Source organism: Ruania rhizosphaerae (genome assembly GCF_009805705.1).
Taxonomy (GTDB): domain Bacteria; phylum Actinomycetota; class Actinomycetes; order Actinomycetales; family Beutenbergiaceae; genus Ruania; species Ruania rhizosphaerae.
The window spans coordinates 97,128-121,317 of record NZ_VSMB01000012.1 but is presented as its reverse complement, the minus strand read 5'-3'; the positions used below and the strand labels follow the sequence as shown (position 1 = coordinate 121,317).

Sequence of the window (24,190 nt, the reverse complement as noted above, 5' to 3'; positions counted from 1 at the left end):
ACCGCCGACAGGCCATCGGCCCGTTAATGACTTGTCATCGACAGTCAGTGACATCGCCACCTCGCCTGGGTACCTCCGACATGTCCGTCGGGGGCCATCATGCATGCGGTGCAACGTGGGATCGCACACGAAGCACCTCGAACGCTTGTACGATGTCGGTGGTGCGGCATACCATGGCGGGCGTGAGTGACACCCTCCTCGTGCGCGGAGCCCGCGAGCACAACCTCCAGAACGTCAGCATCGACCTCCCCCGCGACGGCCTCATCGTGTTCACCGGACTCTCGGGGTCCGGGAAGTCGTCGCTGGCCTTCGACACGATATTCGCCGAGGGGCAGCGACGGTACGTCGAGTCCTTGTCCGCTTATGCGCGCCAGTTCCTGGGCCAGATGGACAAGCCCGACGTGGACTTCATCGAGGGCCTGTCGCCTGCGGTGTCGATCGACCAGAAGTCGACCAACCGGAACCCGCGATCGACCGTCGGAACGATCACTGAGGTCTACGACTACCTGCGCCTGCTGTTCGCTCGTGCGGGAACCCAGCACTGCCCCCAGTGCGGCGAACAGATCGTGGCCCAGACCCCGCAGCAGATCGTCGACCGGTTGCGAGCCAAGCCGGAGGGCACACGGTTCCAGGTGCTCGCTCCGGTCGTGCGCGGGCGCAAGGGAGAGTACGCCGATCTGTTCAAGGATCTGCAGTCGCGAGGATTTGCACGTGCCATCGTCGATGGCGAGCTCGTGCAGCTGAGCGAGCCGCCCGTGCTGGAGAAGAAGCTCAAGCACACCATCAACGTGGTGGTCGACCGCCTCGTCGTGCGGGAGAACATCCGCCAGCGACTCACGGACTCGGTGGAGACTGCGCTCGGCCTGGCTGAGGGGCTGGTTGTGGCCGACTTCGTCGACCTCGACCCCGAGGATCCGGAGCGCACGCGTCGCTTCTCCGAGAAGCGGGCCTGCCCGAACGATCATCCGCTCGCCCTGGAGGAGATGGAGCCACGGACGTTCTCCTTCAACGCGCCCTACGGAGCATGCCCGGATTGCACCGGGATCGGGACGCGCCTGGAGGTCGACCCGGAACTGGTGATCCCCGATGACGACCTCACGCTCGCCGAGGGAGCGGTGGCACCGTGGGCCGGGGCGAACGCGCAGTACTTCGACCGGGTGCTGGTGGCCCTGGGGGAGGATCTCGGGTTCTCGGTCGACACCCCGTGGCGGGCGCTACCGGCCCGTGCCAAGGAAGCCGTGCTGCACGGCAAGGATCACAAAGTCCATGTGCGGTACAAGAACCGGTGGGGCCGGGAGCGGTCGTACTCGACCGGCTTCGAGGGTGTGATCTCGTTCCTCCAGCGGCGTCATTCCGAGACCGAGTCGGAGTGGTCGCGGGAGAAGTACGAGGAGTACATGCGCGAGGTGCCGTGCCCGACCTGTCAGGGTGCGCGGCTCAAGCCCGAGGTGCTCGCTGTCACGGTCGGCGGCAAGTCGATCGCTGATGTCTGCTTCCTGGCGATCGACGAGGCGAAGCGATTCCTGGACGGGCTGGAGCTCGGCGAGCGGGAGGCCGCGATCGCGGGCCAGGTACTGAAGGAGATCCACGCTCGTCTCGGGTTCCTGCTCGACGTGGGCCTCGACTACCTCTCGCTGTCGCGCCCGGCCGGAACGCTCTCCGGTGGCGAAGCCCAACGTATCCGCCTCGCCACCCAGATCGGCTCCGGCCTCGTCGGTGTGCTCTATGTGCTGGACGAACCGAGTATCGGCCTGCACCAGCGTGACAACCGGCGTCTCATCGAGACGCTCACCCGCCTGCGTGACCTCGGTAATACGCTCATCGTGGTCGAACACGATGAGGACACGATCCGGTCGGCGGACTGGATCGTGGACATCGGCCCCGGCGCCGGAGAGCACGGTGGCCACATCGTCCACTCCGGCGACTATGCGGGCCTACTGGCCTCCGAGGAGTCGCTCACCGGCGCCTACCTCGCCGGGCGACGCAGCATCGCCATCCCCAGCCACCGTCGTCAGCCGGAGAAGGGGCGCTGGGTCACGGTCCACCGCGCACGTGAGAACAACCTGCAAGGTGTGGACGTCTCCTTCCCGCTGGGAACCCTCACGGCAGTGACCGGTGTGTCGGGTTCGGGGAAGTCCACGCTGGTGAACGGCATCCTCTACAACGTGCTCGCCAACGAGCTCAACGGCGCCAAGCACGTGCCCGGCCGGCACAAGCGGGTCACCGGTCTGGAGCAGCTCGACAAGGTAGTCCATGTCGATCAGAGCCCGATCGGGCGTACACCACGGTCGAATCCGGCGACCTACACCGGCGTGTGGGACCACATGCGCAAGCTGTTCGCTCAGACACAGGAGGCGAAGGTTCGCGGCTACACCCCGGGCCGGTTCTCTTTCAACGTCAAGGGAGGACGCTGCGAGGCGTGCTCGGGCGATGGCACGCTGAAGATCGAGATGAACTTCCTCCCGGATGTGTACGTTCCGTGCGAGGTGTGTCACGGCGCCCGGTACAACCGGGAAACACTTGAGGTGCACTACAAGGGCAAGACCGTGGCCGAGGTGCTGGACATGCCCATCTCGGAGGCAGCGGAGTTCTTCTCTGCCGTTCCGTCGATCGCCCGGCACCTGCACACGCTCGTCGATGTCGGTCTGGGTTACGTCCGACTGGGCCAGCCCGCGCCGACACTCTCCGGTGGCGAGGCTCAGCGCGTCAAACTCGCCTCAGAGCTCCAGAAGCGTTCGACCGGCCGTACCGTGTACGTCCTCGATGAACCCACCACAGGTCTGCACTTCGAGGACATCAGTCGCCTGATGGCCGTGTTGCAGGGACTCGTGGAGAAGGGCAACACCGTGATCGTGATCGAGCACAACCTCGACGTGATCAAGAATGCCGACTGGGTCATCGACATGGGTCCCGAAGGCGGCTCCGGCGGCGGAACTGTGGTGGCCGAGGGAACCCCGGAAGAGGTCGCGCGTATCGCTGCCTCGCACACCGGGCGATTCCTCGCCGAGATCCTGGGTACGGATGCGGTTCCAGCGCTACGTCCGGTGACCGCGGTGGCTCCGCTGGGCAAGCCCAAGGCACGTTCGGCGCGACGATCGGCGAGGGCCGCCCGGGCCAAGCGTGAGAGCGCCTAGGTAGACACGCACCCACCGCAGCCGCACTCAACAGTCGGAATCCCGACGCAACGGTCGAAGGCGGGGGAGTAGCGGCCGCTGCTAGGCGGGTTCGGCGATCCGTGTGGTTGCCGGGACGAGCCGCACCGGGAAGTTCACCGACCGGGCGATAAAGCAATGGTCGTGCGCTTGCTGGTGCAGGTCGGCGATCACCTCCTCACCCACGTCGTGGGCGACTGTGACGCGTGGGTGAAGCGTCACCTCGGTGAACTGCCCCGCGCCGGCAGTCTCCACCCGCATCGTGCCGGTGGCTCGGTCGGTGTACCCCGTGACGACCACTCCGGCCACAGCGGCGCGGTGAAGAAACCACAACAGGTGGCACTGGGAGAGCGCCGCGACGAACAACTCCTCCGGTGAGTAGCGGGTGCTGTCGCCACGGAAGGCAGGATCGGCTGAACCGGGAAGGTCCGGCTTTCCCTCGATCGTCACGATGTGGTCACGGCCGTAGGACGTGTAGGACTCGGTGCCCGTCTCACCGGCTCCGGTCCAGTCGACGTTGACTTGATACGTGTGCAGGGGTCCCATGGAGCAACGCTAGCGCGAACTACCCTGGTCGGCATGGCCGACCCTTCCACATACCGCCCCAGACCGGGTGAGATTCCCACCTCGCCGGGGGTGTACCGGTTCCGGGACGCACACCGCAGGGTGATCTACGTCGGCAAGGCGAAGAACCTGCGGGCGCGACTGAGCAACTACTTCCAGAACGTCGCAGCGCTCCACCCTCGCACCGCTCAGATGGTGACCACAGCGGCATCGGTGGAGTGGACGGTGGTCGCTACCGAGGTGGAGTCGCTCGCGCTCGAGTACTCCTGGATCAAGGAGTACGACCCGCGGTTCAACGTCAAGTACCGCGACGACAAGTCCTACCCCTATCTCGCCGTCACGATGGGCGAGGAGATCCCACGGGTACAGGTGATGCGCGGCAAGAAGCGACGAGGCACTCGGTATTTCGGCCCCTACTCGCATGCCTGGGCGATCAGGGAGACCGTGGACCTGCTGTTGCGCGTCTTCCCGATCAGGTCCTGTTCCAAGGGCGTCTACAAGCGGGCCGAGCAGACCGGGCGCCCGTGCCTGCTCGGCTACATCGACAAGTGCTCGGCCCCGTGCGTGGGGCGGATCAGTCCGGAGGAGCATCGCGATCTCGCGGAGGACTTCTGCTCCTTCATGGCGGGGGAGACCGGCCGTGCCGTGACCCACATCGAGCAGGAGATGAAGCAGGCTTCCGCCGAGCTCGACTTCGAACGCGCGGCCCGGCTACGGGACGATCTCGCCGCGTTGCGGCGAGTGGTGGAGAAGAACGCCGTCGTGCTGCCCGACGGCACCAACGCCGACGTCTTCGCGATGGCCGCCGATGAGCTCGAAGCCTCCGTGCAGGTCTTTCACGTGCGGGGCGGACGTATCCGCGGCCAGCGTGGTTGGGTGACCGAACGTGTGGAAGACGTCAGCGATGCCGAGCTGGTCGAACGCCTGCTGGAACAGGTCTACGGCGACCTGGCCGAGACTGCCGGCACAGCAGAGGAAGCCGGCACCGGTGTCGCCGCCGGGACCGAAGCCGTCCCGAAAGAGGTCGTCGTCCCGGTGCTGCCGGAGAACCACACCGAGATCGAGGCGTGGCTGCGGGGGATCCGCGGTGCCGCCGTTCGCGTCTACGTGGCCCAGCGCGGGGACAAGAGAGCCCTGGCCGAGACCGTGCACCAGAATGCGACGCAGGCGCTCGCACTGCACAAGACCCGGCGTGCGGGAGATCTGACGGCCCGGTCGGCGGCCTTGTCCGAACTCACCGAGCATCTGGGGCTCCCGGAGTCCCCGCTGCGGATCGAGTGCTACGACATCTCCCACACCGCCGGCACCGAGCAGGTGGGCTCGATGGTCGTCTTCGAGGACGGCATCCCCCGCAAGAGTGAGTACCGCCACTTCGTGGTGCGTGGACCCGAGGGCCACGGTGCGCGAGACGACACCGAGGCCATGAACGAGGTGCTGACCCGGCGTTTCCGCCGCTATCTTGCCGAACGAGACGGGATGAGCGCCGACGAACTCGACGCCGTCGAGGACGGCGAGCAGGTCGAGGCAGGTTCTGCCGGACGCCGCGAGAAGCGCCGGTTCGCCTACCCTCCGCAGCTTGTGGTCGTCGACGGCGGAGCTCCCCAGGTCTCAGCGGCACACCAGGCGCTGGCGGACCTCGGCATCACCGACGTCTCCGTCGTCGGCCTCGCGAAGCGGCTCGAAGAGGTGTGGCTGCCCGGGGAGGACTACCCCGCGGTGCTTCCGCGCACGAGCGACGGGTTGTTCCTGCTGCAACGGCTGCGGGACGAGGCGCACCGGTTCGCCATCACGCACCACCGCAAGCGGCGCGGCCACGGGATGACCCGGTCGGCCCTGGACTCGGTTCCAGGTCTGGGGCCGAGCAGGCAGTCGGCCCTGCTGAAGGAGTTCGGCTCCGTCCGGGCGCTGCGCGCGGCGGAGCCGGAGGAGATCGCACGGGTGCACGGCATCGGGCCGGCGCTCGCGCAGGCGATCGCCGCTCACCTGCACCAGTCGTGACCCGGTCGACCTTCGCGCGACCGGACGCCTCGGCGCAACCAGCGCCCACGTGCCATCCTTGGACCATGAGTGCGAGCGACCGGGAGATGAGGACCACGACGTGACCGACCCGGATCAGCCCTCGACCGTGCCCTACGGCATCCCACTCCTGGAGGAGAGCGCACCACCCCAGGTCGACGACCGGCCGGAGATCCTGCTGATCACCGGAATGTCGGGTGCCGGACGAAGCCGCACCGCGGCGGTGCTGGAGGACCTCGACTGGTACGTCGTGGACAACTTGCCACCCAAGATGCTCATGGCACTGGCCGGGATGATGACCCAGGCCGACGGTGGCGTGCGCCGGCTGGCGGCCGTGGTGGACGTGCGTTCACGGGAGTTCTTCTCCGACCTGGTCCAGGTGCTCGACGATCTCCGCAGCGCCCAGATCACCTATCGCATCGTCTTTCTCGACGCCACAGACGAGGTGCTGGTGCGACGCTTCGAGCAGGTGCGACGGCCCCATCCCCTCCAAGGCGATGGCCGGATGCTGGACGGCATCGCCGAAGAACGCCGGCTGCTGACGCATCTACGATCCCGGGCTGACGTGACCCTGGACTCCAGCGATCTCTCCGTGCACGACCTCGCCCGCGCCGTCCGGGACCTGGTGGTCAGTGACGTCCAGCCCGACCTGCGTATCACGACGGTCTCCTTCGGGTTCAAGTACGGCCTCCCGCTCGATGCCGATCACGTCGTGGATGTGCGCTTCCTGAAGAACCCGTACTGGGTCACCGAGCTGCGGCACCTGACCGGCAAGGACGAACCGGTCCGCGACTACGTCCTCGGTTTGCCAGGCGCCGAGGAGTTCGTCGGCCGGTGGGTGGCTGCGATCGAACCGGTACTCGACGGGTACGTCCAGGAGCAGAAGCCCTATGTCACGATCGCTGTCGGCTGTACGGGCGGCAAGCATCGGTCCGTCGCCATCTCCGAGGCCATCGCGACGGCATTGCGCGGCCAAGGCCGCGTCGTACGGACGGTGCACCGGGATCTGGGCCGCGAATGAACCTGCTCACACCTCCCACCGGGTGGCATCCCACCGGGGGATACAGCGGCCGAGAACGGCGCCCTCGCGTTGTGGCGCTCGGCGGCGGCCACGGCCTGGCTGCCACGCTCGGAGCCCTGAGGCACGTCACGACGGCGCTCACCGCCGTCGTGACCGTCGCCGACGATGGTGGCTCGTCCGGCCGGCTGCGCCAAGAGCTCGGCGTGCTACCCCCCGGCGATCTGCGGATGGCGCTGTCGGCGTTGTGCGACGAGTCCGACTGGGGTCACACGTGGCGGGACGTCCTGCAACACCGGTTCAGTTCAGGGGGCTCACTCGACGGTCATGCTGTGGGCAACCTGCTCATCGCGACCGTCTGGGAACTGCTCGGCGACCAGGTGTCCGGCCTGGACCTCATCGGCCAGCTCCTCGGCGCGAAGGGCCGGGTGCTACCGATGGCGGCGGTACCGCTCGACATCGAGGCGGACGTGGTTCACGGTAGCGGCGAGTTCGCCCACCGTGCCCTGGTTCGCGGTCAGAGCCGGGTAGCAGTGACGGCCGGCCGGGTGGAGCGGGTCCGTCTGATCCCGGGTGAACCGCCGGCGCATCCGGAGGCAGTGGCCGCCGTCATGGAAGCCGACTGGGTGATCCTGGGCCCGGGATCCTGGTACACGTCGGTGATGCCGCACCTGCTCGTCCCTGAGCTGGCCGAGGCGTTGCACACCACGTCGGCCCGCATCGGCCTCACCCTGAACCTGTCCGCCCAGTTGGGTGAGACCTCCGGGTTCAGCGCAGCGGACCATTTGCGATCGCTGCATGACCTGGCCCCCGACCTTCACCTGGACGTGGTGGTGGCAGACCCGACAGCCGTGGAGGACATCGACGATCTCGCGACGTGTGCCGCCACGGCCGGTGCACAGTTGCTGCTCCGGCAGGTCAGTGAGGGTGACGGCACTGCGCGTCACGACACGCTCAGGCTCGCGGGGGCCTATCGTGACGCGTTCGAACAGTTCCTTGGCGACGTAGGGGAGAGGTCAGGATGAATGGCAGGATGGCGCTCATGTCTCTGACCGCCGATGTGAAGGACGAGCTGGCCCGTCTGAAGATCGACAAGCTCTCCGCCAGGAAGGCCGAGGTCGCCGCAACCCTCCGTTTCGCGGGTGGGCTGCACATCATCGCCGGGCGACCGGTGGTGGAGGCGGAGGTCGATGCCGGCATCACGGCCCGTCGCCTGCGGCAGGCGATCCAGGAGGTTTACGGTCACGCCAGTGAAGTGATCGTCGTCTCCGGTGGGGGCCTGCGCCGCGGCAACAGGTACGTGGTGCGCGTCGTGGCCGGGGGTGAGCAGCTTGCCCGGCAGACAGGGCTGCTCGACGCCCGCGGGCGTCCCGTGCGTGGCCTGCCGCCGCACGTGGTGAACTCCAGCATCGGTGACGCCGTCGCGGCTTGGCGAGGGGCGTTCCTCGCCCACGGCTCGCTGACCGAGCCCGGCCGGTCCTCGGCCCTGGAGGTCACCTGCCCGGGCCCGGAGGCGGCCCTGGCGCTCGTCGGCGCAGCCCGTCGGCTCGGCATCCAGGCCAAAGCCCGTGAAGTACGGGGCGTCGACCGGGTGGTGATCCGCGACGGTGACGCCATCAGCGCCATGCTCACGCGTATGGGAGCTCACGATGCGGTCATGGCCTGGGAGGAGCGCCGGATGCGGCGCGAGGTGCGCGGTACGGCGAACCGGCTCGCGAACTTCGACGACGCCAACTTGCGTCGTTCCGCGCAGGCAGCCGTCGCGGCAGGGGCGCGGGTGGAGCGCGCCTTCGAGATCCTCGGCGACGAGATGCCCGACCACCTGCGCCAGGCGGGCACACTGCGTCTCGAGCACAAACAAGCCAGCCTGGAGGAACTCGGTCAGCTCTCCGAGCCGCCGCTGACCAAGGACGCGGTCGCCGGGCGGATCCGGCGCCTGCTGGCCATGGCCGACAAGCGCGCGAGTGAGCTCGGTGTCCCGGACACCGAGAGCAACCTCACCCAGGACATGCTCGATATGTGAACGTCGTTCATCCGCAGGACCCAGTGGGCGCCCCTTTGCCCGCCGCGGGTGTACCGTTGACTACTGGCGAGGTACGCGCCCGCACGTCGGGACCGGACCTCCCCGGTCGCCCTCGGTGCGGCCGACCTCGCGACACGCGAATCCCCGACACCCCAGACGCTATGCGCGCAGCGAGCGCGCCAGGAGGAAAACGTGACCATCCGCGTCGGTATCAACGGCTTCGGCCGCATCGGACGAAACTTCTTCCGCGCCGCCCTGGCCAGCGGAGCTGACATCGAGATCGTCGGTGTCAACGACCTCACGAGCAACGAGGCACTCGCCAACTTGCTCAAGTTCGACTCGATTCTCGGCAAGCTCGACCAGTCGGTGTCCTTCGACGAGACGTCGATCACGGTCGGCGACAAGACCTTCAAGGCGCTCGCCGAGCGCGACCCGTCCGCGCTGCCGTGGGGCGAGCTCGGCGCGGACATCGTGATCGAGTCCACCGGGATCTTCACCGATGCCACGAAGGCCCAGGCCCACCTGGACGCCGGCGCGAAGAAGGTCATCATCTCCGCTCCGGCGAAGAACGAGGACGCCACCTTCGTCCTCGGTGTGAACCACACCGAGTACGACCCGGCCAACCACCACATCATCTCGAACGCCTCCTGCACCACCAACTGCCTGGCACCGCTGGCCAAGGTGCTGGACGAGAAGTTCGGGATCGTGCGCGGTCTGATGACGACGGTGCATGCCTACACCGCCGACCAGAACCTGCAGGACGGTCCGCACAAGGACCCGCGTCGCGCCCGCGCCGCGGCCCTGAACATCGTGCCCACCTCCACCGGTGCAGCGAAGGCCGTCTCCCTGGTGCTGCCGCACCTCGCCGGCAAGCTGGACGGCTACGCTCTGCGTGTGCCGACGCCGACCGGTTCGGCCACCGACCTCACCTTCACCGCTTCCCGTGAGGTGACCGTGGACGAGGTCAACGCCGCGATCAAGGAGGCCGCCGCCACCGAGGCGCTCAAGGGCATCCTGGTCTACTCGGACGACCCGCTGGTCTCCACCGACATCGCCGGCGACCCGGCGTCGAGCATCTTCGACTCCGGTCTGACCAAGGTGATCGGCGACCAGGTCAAGGTCGTGTCCTGGTACGACAACGAGTGGGGCTACTCCAACCGTCTCGTGGACCTGACCGTCTACGTCGGCGAGAAGCTCTGACCAAGCGCACATGATCCGCGCCCGCGTGCTCACCGAGTACGCGGGCGCGGTCGCGCGCCGAGTCCTGCCCGGTTGACGAGGGAGACCCATGAAGACCATCGATGATCTCGGCGAGCTGCGCGGAAAGCGCGTCCTCGTCCGTTCCGACTTCAACGTGCCGCTCGACGGCACCACCATCACCGACGACGGCCGCATCCGTGCCGCGCTGCCCACCATCCGTCGCCTCGCCGAGGCAGGCGGGAAGGTCGTCGTCACCGCTCACCTCGGGCGCCCCAAGGGCTCTCCGGACCCGGCCTTCTCGCTGGCGCCCGTGGCCCAGCGGCTGGGCGAGCTGCTCGGCTCCCACGTCACCCTCGCCTCCGACACCGTCGGTGAGGGGGCCCGGGCCGCGGTCGCCGCGATGGAGCCCGGTGACGTCGTACTGCTGGAGAATATCCGCTTCGATGCCCGTGAGACCTCGAAGGACGACGCCGAGCGCGCGTCCTTGGCTGACGACCTGGCGGCCCTCGCCGATGCCTACGTCTCCGACGGCTTCGGCGTCGTCCACCGCAAGCAAGCCAGCGTCTACGACGTCGCACTGGAGCTACCGCACGCCGTCGGCGGACTGGTGCAGACCGAGATCGAGGCACTCAGTCGCGCGACCGAGAATCCCGAGCGTCCCTACGCCGTCGTGCTCGGAGGTTCGAAGGTCTCCGACAAGCTGGGTGTGATCGAGAATCTGCTGACCAAGGCTGACCGGTTGCTCATCGGAGGCGGGATGGTCTTCACCTTCCTCGCCGCACAGGGCTACTCTGTCGGCTCCTCACTCCTCGAGGCCGACCAGATCGAGACCGTGAAGGGCTACCTGGCCGCGGCTGCCGAGCGCGGCGTGGAGATCGTGCTTCCGACCGACATCGTCGTCGCTCCGGCGTTCGCTGCCGACTCCCCGGCAACAGTGGTGGCGGTGGATGCGATCCCCGCCGATCAGATGGGCCTGGACATCGGACCGGACGCCGCCGCTGCCTTTGCTGCCTCGATCGCCGATGCCAAGACGATCGTCTGGAACGGCCCCATGGGTGTCTTCGAGTTCCCCGCTTTCGCAGGCGGCACCAAGGCCGTCGCGCAGGCGATGATCGAGGCGACCGCGGGTGGCGCGTTCTCGATCGTCGGTGGCGGTGACTCAGCGGCAGCTGTGCGCCGGCTCGGCTTCGACGAGTCCGGCTTCAGCCACATCTCGACCGGCGGCGGTGCGTCGCTGGAGTACCTCGAGGGCAAGACGCTCCCCGGCATCGACGTTCTCGCCGACTGACCGGCCGACGACACCTCACGGAAAGGCCAGACACATGGCAGCACGTACCCCGCTGATGGCGGGCAACTGGAAGATGAATCTCGACCACCACGAGGCCACGCACCTGGTGCAGAAGCTTGCCTGGACACTCAAGGACGCCAAGCACGACTTCGCAGGCGTCGAGGTCGTCGTCTGCCCGCCGTTCACGGACCTGCGTTCGGTCCAGACGCTGGTGGACGCCGACAAGCTAGAGATCGGCTACGCTTCGCAGGACATCTCGGCCCACGAGAAGGGCGCCTACACCGGTGAGGTGTCCGCCACCATGCTCAGCAAGCTCGGGGTGAGCTACGCCGTCGTGGGCCACTCGGAGCGCCGGGAGCACCACGCCGAGGACGATGCACTCGTGGGTGCGAAGGCGAAGGCCGCCCTCGCTGGCGGCATCGTGCCGATCATCTGCGTGGGTGAGGGCCTGGACGTGCGGCAGGCCGGTGAGCAGGTGTCCTACACCCTCGCCCAGGTCGACGGCGCCCTTGCCGGCATCTCCGCCGAGGACGCCGCCAAGGTCGTCATCGCCTACGAGCCCGTCTGGGCGATCGGTACCGGTGAGGTCGCGACGCCGGAGGACGCCCAGGAAGTGTGCGCTGCTATCCGTGCCCGGCTCGCGGAACTGTACTCCGGCGACGTGGCCGACGCCGTGCGCGTGCTCTACGGCGGATCGGTCAAGTCCTCCAACGTGGCGTCGATCATGGCCCAGGCTGATGTCGACGGTGCCCTGGTGGGCGGTGCAAGCCTGCAGGCCGAGGAGTTCGCTGCCATCGTGCGCTACCAGTCGCACTCAGTCGGTCTCTGACCATCCGGCGGGCCGGCAGGCTCGCCACGAGGCGTGATCGGTGCGCGGTGACGATCGCCGCGCACCGATCACGTAGACTCGGCCCAGCCGGTCCCGGCGCAGCGGACCGGTGCTGACCCGCCCGACGAGGAAAGAACTCTCACACGTGACCGCACTGACGATCATCTTGCAGGTGCTGCTGGTGCTGACCAGTTTCATGCTGGTGCTCTCCATCCTCATGCACAAGGGAAAGGGAGGCGGGCTCTCCGACATGTTCGGCGGTGGCATCTCCTCGAGCCTGGGGTCCTCAGGCGTGGCGGAGCGCAACCTCAACCGCATCACGATCGGATCGGCGATCGTCTGGGGAATCGTGATCGTTCTCCTCGGTCTGATCCAGCGATTCACGTTCTGAGCAAGGAGTACGTTCTCGATGGCAGGTGGCGGTAGTGCAATCCGGGGCTCGCGCGTAGGCGCGGGCCCGATGGGTGAGGCAGAACGAGGCGAGTCCGCACCACGCGTGTGGGTCTCCTACTGGTGTGCGACGGGGCACGAGACTCGCCCGAGCTTTGCGCAGGAGCAAGGCCTGGCCGTCCCGGAGACGTGGGACTGTCCCCGGTGCGGGCTCCCCGCCGGGCAGGACCGGGAGAACCCTCCCGAGGCCCCCAAGAACGAGCCGTACAAGACGCACCTGGCCTATGTGAAGGAGCGGCGTACCGAGGCGGACGGCGCCGCCCTGCTGGACGAGGCACTGGCCGCTCTCCGCGCACGCCGCGGCGGCTGACCGGAGAACGCAACGGGGGCGGCGCACGCGCTTCGCGGAGGCTGTCTTCGGTGCCCCTAGAGGTCGCGCGGATAGGGCTGCCGTCGCGAGCGACGCAGCCAGTGCGTGCATCGCAAGGCGGAGGAGGGAGGCGTGGCGGAGCCACGTCGACCGAGGACAACGCAGCGAGGTGCGTGCTGGGGCGACGCGTAGCAGGCTTCGCCTATCCGTGCGATCTCTTAGTCCTCAGCGAGGTGCGCCAGCCTGGCGACTGATCTGGCGAGCGCTTCGCTCGTCGTTGCACGAGCCCTCGCCAGCCGAGCAGGGTCAGTGAGAGCCGACCAGTCGTAGGTGTGCCGGACCAGCGTGTGATCGGCCGCCAACGGCATGACCTCCCACCGCCAGAGGTGGCCCGGGCGAGGTGTGCCGATCTCCGCAGGCTGCCACGCGATCACGCGGCCCTCATCGAATTCGACCACATGGTTCTCCCGGACGGCGCCGTTGGTGAGGAGAGTCCGGAAGACGTCCCCGACGCCGCGCACCCGTTGCCCCGGCTCGGCCCGATCGAGATTGTCGTTGCCGTCCCACTCCGGCTGGCGAGCAGGATCGGCGATCAACTCGAAGATGATGTCTGCAGCTGCGCGCACTTCGCGTTCTGCGCTCACGATCATGACGCTGCTCATTGACCTGCCGCCTCGGCGTCCAGCAGCCACAGCGTGACATCGCGCCCTGAGGCTGCAGCTGCCGGAACCTCGTCCGGTTCGGCACCGCCCAATGCTCTCGCGACCGCGTCAGCCTTCGCGGCGCCTGCGGCGACCACCCACACCTGCCGTGCATGCGTGAGGGCCGGCACCGTCAGCGAGATTCGCCGCGGTGGTGGCTTGGGGGAGTCCGATACCCCGATGACACTGCGATCGGTGATGCGCACCGTCCCGTGGCCCGGGAACAGGGAAGCGATATGCCCGTCCGGGCCCATCCCGAGGAGCACGACATCGAACTCAGGCGTCCCGACGGCAGCAGACAGCTCAGCCCGGTCAGGTGAAGCGGCAGCGAACGCAGCCAGCTCAGCGGCATAGTCGGCAGCAGCGGCGTCCGGATCGCTGGCATGGTCGCTGGTGGGCATCCTGTGCACATTCGCGGCAGGGATGTCGAGTTCGCCGAGCAACGCCTCGGTTGCCTGACCCTCGTTGCGGTCCGGGTCGCCGCAAGGGACGAACCGCTCATCGACCCACCACACGTGCAGCCCGGTGAGGTCGACGTTCTCCAGCAGCGGCGACGTCGCTACCTCGGCGAGCACCTGCGTGCCGACGCTCCCGCCCGCGATCGCCAGGTGGACCGGACGCCGCAGCGCCTGGGCATCGGCGAGGGCGAGCAGCAACCGTGCAGCCGTCGCGCGCGCCAGCGCCTGTGCCGTGGGATGGACCAGGACAGCCCGCTGCCCGGTCACGAGGCCACCCGCACACGTGGCAGGCCGTACAGCACCGTACGTTGATAGGTTGCGTCGGGGTCCATACGCCGTAAGTCCTCCATCAGGCAGTCCTGCAAGGGCCGTTTCGGCATGGCTAGCTGGTGATCGGGCTGGCCGGGCTGAGTGATGGACACCACGACCTCTCCCTCGGGGCGGCGCATCGTGATGGTGCCGTCCGCGAGTTCGATGTCCAGTCCCGTGATCACCGTGGCATCCGGCTCCTCCACCAGGGTGACGTCCAGCTCGAACGCTGCCGCCAGCCAGGCGGCGAACAGGTGCGTGGAGGGGCGATGCCCGGCCCCGCGGACCGTCACGGCGCGCACCGGTGAGCTGACGTCGTCCATCGCCGCCGCCGTGATGCCTCGCCACAGGGTCGTTCGAGCCCAGGACAGGTCGGTGTCGCCCGGAGTGTACTTCTCGCCGAGACGCGCCAGCTGGGCGATCGCATCGCTCGACTCACCGACGTCGCTGATCCGCCGCTGAGCCATCCGTCCAAGCGGATCCTCACCGGGGTGCTCGGGCGGCTGTGCCGGCCACCACACCACGATCGGAGCATCTGGCAGCAGCAGCGGAATGACGAGCGTGTCGAGCTCGGCCCGGGCGTCCCCGGTGGGGTGCAGCAGCACCACCTCCGAGGCACCGGCGTCGCCACCGATCCTGATCTCCGCGTCGAGGCCGGCGTCACCGTGCTCGCCGGAGGCGTCGACCACGATCACCCGGCAGGGGTGCTCCTTGCTGGCCTGGTTCGCCGCGTCGATGAGAGCGTCGGTCCCGACCGGGGAGCCGGTGGCGACGATCACGAGCGTGAGCACCCGACCCAGGGCGACGGCCCCGCCCTCTTCTCGCAGGGCCACCAGCCGAGCACCGATCTCGGCCGTGGTCGTCTCGGACATGGTGATGATCAAGGCCGCCTCCAGGTGCGTCCGTCCTGGGCGAGCATCTCATCCGCCGACGCCGGTCCCCAGGTACCGGCGCGGTACTGGTCCGGCTGCCCGAACGTCGACCACGCGTCGATGATGGGATCGAGGATCTCCCAGGAGAGCTCGACCTCCCGCTGGTGAGGGAAGAGCGGCGGATCGCCCAGCAGGACGTCCAGCAGCAGTCGCTCGTAGGCCTCGGGGGAGGATTCGGTGAAGGAGTGCCCGTACCCGAAGTCCATCGTCACGTCGCGGACCTCCATCGCCGTGCCCGGCACCTTGGAGCCGAACCGGATCGTGACACCCTCGTCCGGCTGGACCCGGATCACCAGAGCGTTCTGCCCCAGCTCCTGGGTCTCGTTCAGGTCGAACGGCAGATGCGGCGCACGCTTGAAGACCACGGCAATCTCGGTGACGCGACGCCCGAGGCGCTTACCCGCCCGCAGGTAGAACGGCACGCCTGCCCACCGGCGAGTGTCCAGGTCGAGGCGGATAGCGGCGTAGGTCTCGGTGATCGAGTCGGCCGGCACGCCGTCCTCGGAGAGGTAGCCGCGCACCTGCTCCCCGCCCTGCCACCCGGCCGAGTACTGGCCGCGAGCGGTGTGGCGGCGCAGGTCGTTCGGGAGCCGCACCGAGGACAGCACCTTCTCCTTCTCCGTGCGCAATGCGTCGGCGTGGAAGGAGACCGGCTCTTCCATCGCGGTCAGCGCCAGCAACTGCAGCAGGTGGTTCTGGATCACGTCCCGGGCCGCGCCGATACCGTCGTAGTAACCCGCGCGCGAGCCGATACCGATGTCCTCGGCCATCGTGATCTGCACGTGGTCGACGTAGTTGGCGTTCCAGATCGGTTCGAACAGCTGATTGGCGAAGCGCATCGCCAGCAAGTTCTGCACCGTCTCCTTGCCGAGATAGTGGTCGATCCGGAAGACGGCGTCGGGCGGGAACACCTTCTCGACGACGTCGTTGAGCTCGCGGGCCGATTCCAGGTCGGAGCCGAACGGCTTCTCGATCACCACCCGGCGCCACGTCCCCGGTTGCGGGGTGGACAGGCCGGACTCGGACAACTGCTGGCACACCACCGGGAACTGGCCCGGTGGGATCGACAGGTAGAACGCGTGGTTGCCGCCGGTTCCCCGTTCGGCGTCCAGTTCATTCACTGTGCGTGCCAGGTTTGCGAAGCCCTCGGGATCGTCGAAGGTGCCCTGGACGAAGCGGAAGCCCTTGGCCAGCTGCTCCCAGACGTGCTCGTCGAACGGAGTACGGCAGTGGGCCTCGACGGCCTCCCGTGCGACACCGCGGAAGTGGTCGTGGTCCCAGTCTCGCCGACCGTAGCCGGTCAGTCCGAAACCGGGTGGCAGGAGGCCACGGTTGGCGAGGTCGTAGACGGCGGGGAGGAGCTTCTTACGGGCAAGGTCTCCCGTGACCCCGAAGAGGACCAGGCCACCGGGACCCGCGATACGCGGTAGCCGGCGATCGGCCGGATCCCGCAGCGGGTTCGTTGAGTTCGGCATGCCTCTCCGTTCAGTCCGCGTTGCCGAGGCCGGTGCGCACAGTGTCCAGCAGCTCCGCCCAGCTCTTCTCGAAGGAGGCGACGCCAGCCGTCTCGAGGTCGGCGAGGATCGACTCGTAGGGCACGCCCTGACCCGCGATGGCGTCCAGCACCTGGCGGGAGTCGTCGTAGGTCCCGTGAACGGTGTCGGCACCGGTGGAGCGCGAGTGGTCGTGCACGGCGTCGAGGGTCTTGCGCGGGACTGTGTTGACCACATCGGCCACCACCAGGTCATCGACGTACATCGTGTCCGGGTAGTCCGGATCCTTCGTGCTGGTCGAGGCCCACAGCGGCCGCTGCCGGTGCGCCCCCTCATTGGCCAGAGCCGCGAACCGCGGGGTCGCGAAGATCTCCTCGAACACCTCATAGCACAGGCGCGCACCTGCGATCGCTGCGCGGCCGCGCAGCGCCAGCGCTTCCTCGGTGCCGATCTGCTCGAGCGCGGCATCGACCTTGGAATCGATCCGGGAGAGGAAGACCGAGGCCACCGAACGGATCGTCGTCAGGTCGATACCGGCCCGGTGAGCGCGTTCGAGCCCGTCCACATATGCCTGCGCGACCGCCCGATAACGGTCCACACTAAAGATGAGGGTGACATTGATGCTGATCCCGGCGGCGATCGCCGCCGTGATGGCCGGCAAGCCCTCCTTGGTCGCGGGGATCTTCACACAGAGGTTGGGACGATCGACGGTATTCCACAACCGGTGCGCAGCCTCGACGGTGCCCTCGGTGTCATGAGCCAACCGTGGGTCGACCTCGATCGAGACCCGCCCGTCCTGACCGCCGGTCGCGTCGTAGACCGGGCGGAACACGTCACAGGCTGCCCGGACGTCGTCGGTGGTGAGGGTGAGTACGGCCTCGTCGGCGGAGGCTCCCGCGTCGGCGAGGTCACGCAATTGGATGTCGTAGGCGGAGCCGCTGGTCAGGGCGGCGGCGAAGATCGTGGGGTTCGTCGTCACGCCTACCACGTGACGTTCGGCGATCAGGGTCGCCAGCTCCCCTGTGGAGATCGCCTCTCGCGAGAGGTCATCCAGCCAGATGGACACGCCCGCCTGGCTGATCGCCGCGAGCGGGGACGGGGCCGTGGACGTGTGCTCGGGTCGTGCGTCGGTCATCATGAACTCCCGGTCGGTGCGGGTGGTGACGGGGTGGTTGCGGTGGGGTCGGGAGGGGTGGCCTGCCCGACCCCACCGGAGGTGTCAGGAGGTTGCCGGTGCCGGTGACTGCCGCACAGCCGCCAGCGACTCCTTGGCTGCCGCGACCGTGGCCTCGGCGGTGATCCCGAATTCGGTGAACAGCGTCTTGTAGTCCGCGGAGGCGCCGTAGTGCTCGAGGGAGACCGCACGGCCGGCGTCGCCCAGGTAGCGGTACCAGGGCATGGCGATGCCGGCTTCGACGCTGACGCGGGCCCGCACCGCGGCGGGCAGCACCGACTCGCGGTACTCGGCATCCTGGGCGTCGAACCACTCCAGGCACGGCGCCGAGACGACTCTGGTGCCGATGCCCTCGGCCTCGAGTGCCGTGCGGGCTTCGACAGCCAGCTGGACCTCTGAGCCGGTGCCGATGAGGATCACCTCAGGCACCGCCGTCGAGGATTCCAACAGCACGTAGGCACCCTTGGCGACTCCTGCAGTGTCGGAGAACCCGTCCTCGCCGCGCGGGAACGTCGGTACGCCCTGTCGGGTGAGGACCAGCCCGGCTGGGCCCTCACGACGTTCCAGTACGGCCTGCCACGCCGCGGCGGTCTCGTTGGCGTCGGCGGGGCGGACCACAGCTAGACCCGGGATCGCACGGCACGCCGCGAGGTGTTCGACAGGCTGGTGGGTGGGTCCGTCCTCACCCAGGCCGATCGAGTCGTGGGTCCAGACGAAGATGGACGGCGCCTGCATGACCGCCGAGAGCCGGACGGCGCCGCGCATGTAGTCGCTGAAGGTGAAGAACGTGCCACCGTACGGGCGGGTGAGGCCGTCCAGGGCGATCCCGTTCACGATCGCACCCATGGCATGCTCACGGATGCCGAAGTGCAGCGTCCGGCCATAGGGGTTGCCCTCGAACTCCTCGGTGGAGCGATGGGCCGGGATGAAGGAGGGCTCGCCCTTCATGGTGGTGTTGTTCGAGCCGGCCAGGTCAGCCGAACCACCCCAGAGTTCCGGCAGTACGGGCGCCAGTGCGCCGAGTACCTTGCCCGAGGCGGCGCGGGTGGCGAGCGCCTCGCCGGCCACGAAGGTGGGCAGCCCCTGTTCCCAGCCCTCGGGAAGGGTGTGGGTTCGCAGACGTTCGAGCAGCTGTGCGCGCTCGGGGTTCGCTGCCGCCCAGGTGGCGACCTGCTCGTCCCACTGTGTGTGCGCGGCTGCCCCACGTTCGCCGACCTTGCGGGTGTGGGCAAGCACCTCGGGGTCGACGGCGAAGTCCTGGCCGGGGTCGAATCCGAGGACCTCCTTGAGTGCTCGCACCTCGTCGGTGCCCAGCTTGGCCCCGTGCGAGTCGTGGCTTCCCTGCTTGCCGGGAGAGGGCCAGGCGATGATCGTGCGCAGAGCGATGAACGAGGGGCGATCGGTGACCTGCTTGGCTTCCTCGATCGCGGCAGCGAGAGCGTCGACGTCCTCGACGTAGCCGTCCTCGCCGGTCCAGTCGACCCGCCGAGTATGCCAGCCGTAGGCGTCGTAGCGCTGGACGACGTCCTCGGTGAACGCGACGTCGGTGTCACCTTCGATGGAGATGTGGTTGTCGTCCCAGATGACGACCAGGTTGCCCAGTTCCTGGGTGCCGGCGAGGGACGAGGCCTCGCCGCTGACACCCTCCTGCAGGTCACCGTCGGAGGCGATCACATAGACGTGGTGGTCGAACGGAGACGTCCCGGCGGGAGCGTCCGGGTCGAGCAGGCCACGGACCCGGCGCTGCGCCATCGCCATACCGACTGCTGTCGCCACACCTTGTCCGAGAGGACCGGTCGTGGTCTCCACGCCCTTGGTGTGCCCGACCTCGGGGTGGCCCGGAGTGAGAGAGTTCCACGTGCGCAGCGCGGCGATGTCCTCGAGCTCGAGGCCGTATCCGGCCAGATACAACTGGATGTACAGGGTGAGTGAGGAGTGACCGGCGGAGAGGACGAAGCGATCACGTCCGAGCCAGTCCGGGTCGGCGGGGTCGAGCTTCATGACGTTCTGGTACAGCAGGTACGCGGCGGGGGCCAGCGAGATCGCTGTACCGGGGTGGCCGCTGCCGCACTTCTCAACCGCATCGGCGGCGAGGACGCGGACGGTGTCGACCGCCTTCGCGTCCAGTTCGTTCCAACCGACGGTTCCTGACTGGGGGGCGGGGGCGTTCAACTGGACCTCATCTCTCTCGTCCGCAGTCGGTGCGAACATACTGGGGCGTGGTCTTGCGTCGGTCCGCACGGGGCCGGCTCCATGTCCGAGCGTACTCAATCCGCACCCCGCCCGGGCCGCTCATCCGCCCTCTGGACCACCTGGGGAGACCAAGCGCCTAGACTGGCAGCAGGGCAGTGACCTGCCCGGACCGCGCGCGCCTCGCCCGACCTCGACCGAAAGACCCGCTGCCTCGTGCCCGATGCCCCGTCTCCTGCCGACCTGAGCGCCCCTGACCGACCGAGAGTCGGAAGGGCCGCCGAGGGCAGCCGTGTCCGTGATCGCGTGCGCGCCTATGTTGCGTTGACGAAGCCTCGGGTGATCGAGCTGCTGCTCATCACCACCGTCCCGACCATGATCCTCGCCCAGGGCGGCTTCCCCTCGTGGTGGCTGATCGTCGCCACCCTGGTCGGTGGGAGCGCGGCCGCCGGTTCGGCGAACACACTGAACATGGTCTACGACCGGGACATCGACGCCGTCATGAACCGGACGAAGAACCGACCCCTGGTGACCGGTGAGATCACCCCACGCGCCGGACTGATGTTCGGCCTTGCGCTCGGCGCGTTCTCGGTGGTGTGGCTGTGGCTGACGGTCAACTGGGTCGCCGCTGTCCTCGCATTGGCAGCCAATCTCATGTACACGGTCGGATACACGATGCTGCTCAAGCGGCATACCTCCCAGAACATCGTCTGGGGTGGCGCGGCGGGCTGCATGCCGGTACTGATCGGCTGGGCCGCCGTCACTGGCAGCCTCGACTGGGCGCCGCTGCTGTTGTTCGGGATCATCTTCTTCTGGACTCCGCCGCACTACTGGCCGCTGTCGATGAAGTTCCGGCAGGACTACGCGAGCGCCGGAGTGCCGATGTTGCCCGTGGTGGTGGCCGACACGCGCGTGGCCCGGCAGATGATCGGCTACTGCGTGGCGATGGTCGCGTGCTCGCTCGCGCTGATCCCCGTGGCCGGCATGGGGTGGCTCTACTCGATCGCTGCGGTCGCCTCCGGCGCCTGGTTCGGGGGGGCATGTGTGGCGCTGTATCGGCGTGCGGTGGCCGGCAACGCCCGCAAGCTCGGGGCGATGAAGGTCTTCCACGCCTCGATCACTTACCTGACACTGGTGTTCGTCGCCATCTCGATCGATCCGTTCCTTCCGTTCTGAGACGATGTCCGCATCCCAGCCGTCACGAACTGAGCCTGCTCCGTTCCGGGCTGAGCTGCGGGAGTATCTGGCACACCTGGGTGTGGAGCGCGGGCTGTCCGAGCACACCCTCGCCGCCTACCGTCGGGACTTGACCCGGTACGCGGCGTTCCTGACGTCGCGGCAGCGCCGTCACGTCGCCGAGGTGACCGAGGCGGACGTGACCGACTACGTCGAGGCGTTGCGGACCGGATCCGATGGTGGCCACCCGCTGTCGGCGGCGTCGACGTCCCGAGCGGTCGTGGCCGTCCGCGGCTGGCACCGCTTCGCCACGCTGGAGGGCCGGACCGACCATGACCCGGCCGCGACCGTGCGCCCGCCGTCGGGAGTGAAACGCCTGCCGAAAGCGATCTCGGTGGACGAGGTGGACAAACTGCTGTCCGGTGCGTCGATGGCGGAGGGAGTGCTGGGGCTGCGGGACCGGGCCTTGGTCGAGGTGCTCTACGGCACCGGTGCCCGCATCTCCGAGGCTGTCGGCCTCGACGTCGACGATGTCGACCTCGATCGCTCCACACCCTCGCTGCGGTTGTTCGGCAAGGGGCGCAAGGAGCGCGTCGTGCCGATGGGGCGCTATGCGGTGGAAGCTCTCGAGGCCTACCTCGTCCGGGCGAGGCCGGTTCTGGCACAGTCGGGCCGTGGGTCGGCGAAGGTGTTCCTGAATCAGCGAGGGAATCCCCTCAGCCGCCAGAGTGCATGGGCGGTCCTGCAGGCAGCCGCCGAACGTGGGGGAGTGCAGGCACACATCTCCCCGCACACGCTGCGTCACTCCTACGCCACTCATCTGCTGAATGGTGGAGCGGACGTGCGCGTCGTGCAGGAGCTGCTCGGCCACGCCTCGGTGACCACCACCCAGATCTACACCCTGGTCACGCCTGACACCCTGAGAGAGGTCTACACCGCCAGTCACCCACGCGCGCGGGAGTGAGCCGCGGGTCCGAAAGTCAGGGTCACGGGGGAGAAGGGGTCGAATGTTCGGCCCCTGGGGGAAGGGGCTCAGCGCTCCTGATCGCTCGGCCTGTCATCGGCCGGCGCGCTGGGGGAGTCCGAGCCGCGAGTCCCAGGGTCGTCGTCGCGCGCGGAGTCCTCGGTGTGCGCAGAGTCCCCGGCGTGAGCGCCGTCGGCGAATGCACGGCCCACGGCCCGGCCCTGGATCACCTCGCCGAGATCGACTCCGGTGGCGGCGCGTACGGAGTCGAAGACACCTCGCATCGCCACGGCGCTCTCGTTCGCGAGTACCCCGCTGGCTCCGGAGTCCGATCCGCCATTGCTGACCACCGTCACCTCGCCGATCGTGGCGTAGCCCTTGGCGAACTCCGCCATGAGACCGGGGAGGGCATCCACGACCCGCTGCATCAGCAGCGCCTCCTGGTGCGTGGCCAGTGCCTCGGCCTCGGCACGGATGGACTGCCCGCGAGCCTCACCCTCGAGCCGGGTGGCCTCGGCGTCAGCGTCGGCGCGTACCCGTGTCGCCTCCGCTTCGCGCGCTGCGATGGCGGCCTGTGCCTCGGCCTGCTTGGTGACGCGGTAGGCGTCTGCGTCGGCGTCCTTGGAGGCGCGGTAGAGGTCGGCGTCGGCGACCCGCTTCACCTCGGAGTCCAGCCGTGCCTGGGTGTTCTCGGCCTCCTGCTTGAGCACCTGCTGCTCCGCCTCGGCTTTGGCGAGCGCTTCGGCCTGGAGCGCCTGGGCGTTCGCCCGGCCCACCTCCGACTTGGAGGAAGCGAGGTTCTTGTCGTACTCGGTCTGCTCGACGAGGTTGGCTTCCTCGTTCGTGATCTGCTGCTGCCGGACGGCGCGCTCGGCGTTGGTCTTCGCGATCTCGGCGGCCTGACGTTTCGATTGGATCTCCGGTGCACCCAGCGACTCGATGTAGCCGACATCGTCGGTGATCCCCTTGATCTGGAAGGAGTCGAGGATGAGCCCCTGCTCCTCCAACTCGATCGAGACGTCGGTGGCGATCTGCTCGGAGAACCGCTTGCGGTCCCGCATCAGATCGATCACCGGTAGCTTCGCGACCACGCCGCGCAGCGCACCCTCGAGCTGCTCAGTGGTGAAGACCTCGATGGCGGAGTCCTGGGAGGCGAATCGTTCGGCCGCCCGCTTCACGTAGGCCGGGTCCGAGCCGATCTTCACGATCGCCACGGCCTCCACATCGAGGGTCACGCCGTCCTCCGACTGCGCCTCGGCGTTCATGGTGACCTGCCGTGAGCGCAACGAGATCACCTCGTGGCGTTGCGTCATCGGGTTGACGACGGCTCGTCCGTTGACGACCACGCGCACCGAGCTCGCCGGCTCGCCGTCGGCACCCTTCTGCTTCACACCGGAGACGACGAGAGCCTCGTCCGCACGTGCGACCTTGACCCATGAGCGGAAGACCAGGAGCCCGATCACGAACGCGACAATGACGATGGCGACGATGAAGCCGAGGGTGACGGCTCCGATTCCTGCGACGATCTCCATCGAGTTCCCCCTCCTGTAGCAGAACGTACGAGCGACGCTATCAGCGTGGTGGTCGGGTGCGGTCTCTGCAAGCATGGGCACATGTCCCCACGGATCGTGATCACCTACTGCACCCGGTGCCAGTGGTTGCTGCGCGGGCAGTGGTATGCCGGGGAGCTGCTGACCACCTTCGCTGACGAGATCGGCGAGATGGTGCTGGTGCCGACAACCGGCGGCGTCTTCCGGATCGACGTCGACGGTGAGCACGTCTGGAACCGCAAGCGCGATGGAGGCTTCCCGGACATCGCCGACCTGAAACGGGCCGTCCGGGACCGGATCGCCCCCGGACGGGACCTGGGGCACCTTGACCGCGGGTCCGGTTCCTGACGGCGCGCATAGTTGGTTCTTGCCTGAGCCGGCAGTAGTTTGGCG

Annotated in this window: 21 protein-coding genes; 13 read left to right on the top strand and 8 right to left on the bottom strand. The window is 68.1% G+C overall.

The genetic code is table 11. The annotated features are described in order from the left end of the window. Positions 1-173: 173 nt before the first annotated feature. A complete protein-coding gene (gene uvrA / locus FV560_RS16010) occupies positions 174-3,134 on the top strand; it encodes an excinuclease ABC subunit UvrA (protein WP_159622579.1) in 2,961 nt (986 codons plus the stop codon). An 81-nt stretch (positions 3,135-3,215) separates the two neighbouring features. On the opposite strand, the gene FV560_RS16005 is transcribed toward uvrA, so the two are convergent. Next, entirely contained in the window at positions 3,216-3,698 is a 483-nt protein-coding gene (locus FV560_RS16005; RefSeq protein WP_159622560.1) for an OsmC family protein, read from the bottom strand. A 33-nt stretch (positions 3,699-3,731) separates the two neighbouring features. Between FV560_RS16005 and uvrC the strand changes: the two genes are divergently transcribed. From uvrC to FV560_RS15960, 9 genes are all read left to right on the top strand, one after another. Continuing rightward, on the top strand, positions 3,732-5,714 hold the full coding sequence (gene uvrC, locus FV560_RS16000; RefSeq protein WP_159622559.1) for an excinuclease ABC subunit UvrC: 1,983 nt from the start codon (positions 3,732-3,734) through the stop codon (positions 5,712-5,714). Positions 5,715-5,814: 100 nt separating this feature from the next. Then, positions 5,815-6,753 (top strand): RNase adapter RapZ, encoded by a 939-nt coding sequence (gene rapZ / locus FV560_RS15995; RefSeq protein ID WP_159622558.1) that lies wholly within the window; start codon positions 5,815-5,817, stop codon positions 6,751-6,753. Beyond that, complete coding sequence (locus tag FV560_RS15990; RefSeq protein WP_159622557.1) at positions 6,750-7,775, top strand: gluconeogenesis factor YvcK family protein; 1,026 nt, start codon at positions 6,750-6,752, stop codon at positions 7,773-7,775. Before rapZ ends, FV560_RS15990 begins: the two co-directional genes overlap by 4 nt. 17 nt (positions 7,776-7,792) lie before the next feature. After that, complete coding sequence (whiA, locus tag FV560_RS15985) at positions 7,793-8,773, top strand: DNA-binding protein WhiA (RefSeq protein WP_159622556.1); 981 nt, start codon at positions 7,793-7,795, stop codon at positions 8,771-8,773. A gap of 192 nt (positions 8,774-8,965) precedes the next feature. After that, on the top strand, positions 8,966-9,973 hold the full coding sequence (gene gap, locus FV560_RS15980; RefSeq protein WP_159622555.1) for a type I glyceraldehyde-3-phosphate dehydrogenase: 1,008 nt from the start codon (positions 8,966-8,968) through the stop codon (positions 9,971-9,973). Between the two features lie 88 nt (positions 9,974-10,061). Next, entirely contained in the window at positions 10,062-11,261 is a 1,200-nt protein-coding gene (locus FV560_RS15975; RefSeq protein WP_159622554.1) for a phosphoglycerate kinase, read from the top strand. Between the two features lie 34 nt (positions 11,262-11,295). Continuing rightward, entirely contained in the window at positions 11,296-12,090 is a 795-nt protein-coding gene (gene tpiA / locus FV560_RS15970) for a triose-phosphate isomerase (RefSeq protein ID WP_159622553.1), read from the top strand. Between the two features lie 145 nt (positions 12,091-12,235). Then, entirely contained in the window at positions 12,236-12,481 is a 246-nt protein-coding gene (gene secG, locus FV560_RS15965) for a preprotein translocase subunit SecG (RefSeq protein ID WP_159622552.1), read from the top strand. Between the two features lie 18 nt (positions 12,482-12,499). After that, positions 12,500-12,850: an RNA polymerase-binding protein RbpA gene (locus FV560_RS15960; protein WP_159622551.1), complete on the top strand. Its 351-nt coding sequence runs from the start codon at positions 12,500-12,502 to the stop codon at positions 12,848-12,850. 218 nt (positions 12,851-13,068) lie between these two features. Here FV560_RS15960 and FV560_RS15955 read toward each other — a convergent pair whose 3' ends face one another. The 6 genes from FV560_RS15955 to tkt form a co-directional block, all read right to left on the bottom strand. Then, the gene (locus tag FV560_RS15955; protein ID WP_200837742.1) at positions 13,069-13,500 is read right to left on the bottom strand and encodes an SRPBCC family protein; all 432 of its coding nucleotides are present in this window, start codon (positions 13,498-13,500) and stop codon (positions 13,069-13,071) included. Between the two features lie 8 nt (positions 13,501-13,508). Beyond that, positions 13,509-14,276, bottom strand: coding sequence for a 6-phosphogluconolactonase (gene pgl / locus FV560_RS15950; RefSeq protein ID WP_159622549.1), 768 nt, complete (start codon positions 14,274-14,276; stop codon positions 13,509-13,511). Beyond that, a complete protein-coding gene (locus tag FV560_RS15945; RefSeq protein WP_235020172.1) occupies positions 14,273-15,190 on the bottom strand; it encodes a glucose-6-phosphate dehydrogenase assembly protein OpcA in 918 nt (305 codons plus the stop codon). The genes pgl and FV560_RS15945 overlap by 4 nt, the downstream gene beginning before the upstream one ends. A gap of 8 nt (positions 15,191-15,198) precedes the next feature. After that, complete coding sequence (zwf, locus tag FV560_RS15940) at positions 15,199-16,725, bottom strand: glucose-6-phosphate dehydrogenase (protein WP_159622547.1); 1,527 nt, start codon at positions 16,723-16,725, stop codon at positions 15,199-15,201. Positions 16,726-16,735: 10 nt separating this feature from the next. Beyond that, positions 16,736-17,878 (bottom strand): transaldolase, encoded by a 1,143-nt coding sequence (tal, locus tag FV560_RS15935; RefSeq protein WP_159622546.1) that lies wholly within the window; start codon positions 17,876-17,878, stop codon positions 16,736-16,738. An 84-nt stretch (positions 17,879-17,962) separates the two neighbouring features. Continuing rightward, on the bottom strand, positions 17,963-20,089 hold the full coding sequence (tkt, locus tag FV560_RS15930) for a transketolase (RefSeq protein WP_235020171.1): 2,127 nt from the start codon (positions 20,087-20,089) through the stop codon (positions 17,963-17,965). Between the two features lie 357 nt (positions 20,090-20,446). Between tkt and FV560_RS15925 the strand changes: the two genes are divergently transcribed. Both FV560_RS15925 and xerD read left to right on the top strand, forming a co-directional pair. Next, positions 20,447-21,283 (top strand): heme o synthase, encoded by an 837-nt coding sequence (locus tag FV560_RS15925; protein WP_420853380.1) that lies wholly within the window; start codon positions 20,447-20,449, stop codon positions 21,281-21,283. A 4-nt stretch (positions 21,284-21,287) separates the two neighbouring features. After that, entirely contained in the window at positions 21,288-22,247 is a 960-nt protein-coding gene (gene xerD / locus FV560_RS15920) for a site-specific tyrosine recombinase XerD (RefSeq protein ID WP_159622543.1), read from the top strand. Between the two features lie 68 nt (positions 22,248-22,315). Here xerD and FV560_RS15915 read toward each other — a convergent pair whose 3' ends face one another. Next, entirely contained in the window at positions 22,316-23,779 is a 1,464-nt protein-coding gene (locus FV560_RS15915; protein WP_159622542.1) for a flotillin family protein, read from the bottom strand. Between the two features lie 81 nt (positions 23,780-23,860). Here FV560_RS15915 and FV560_RS15910 point away from each other — a divergent pair, with 81 nt between their 5' ends. Next, positions 23,861-24,145 (top strand): Rdx family protein, encoded by a 285-nt coding sequence (locus FV560_RS15910; RefSeq protein WP_159622541.1) that lies wholly within the window; start codon positions 23,861-23,863, stop codon positions 24,143-24,145. The last annotated feature ends 45 nt before the right edge of the window (positions 24,146-24,190 follow it).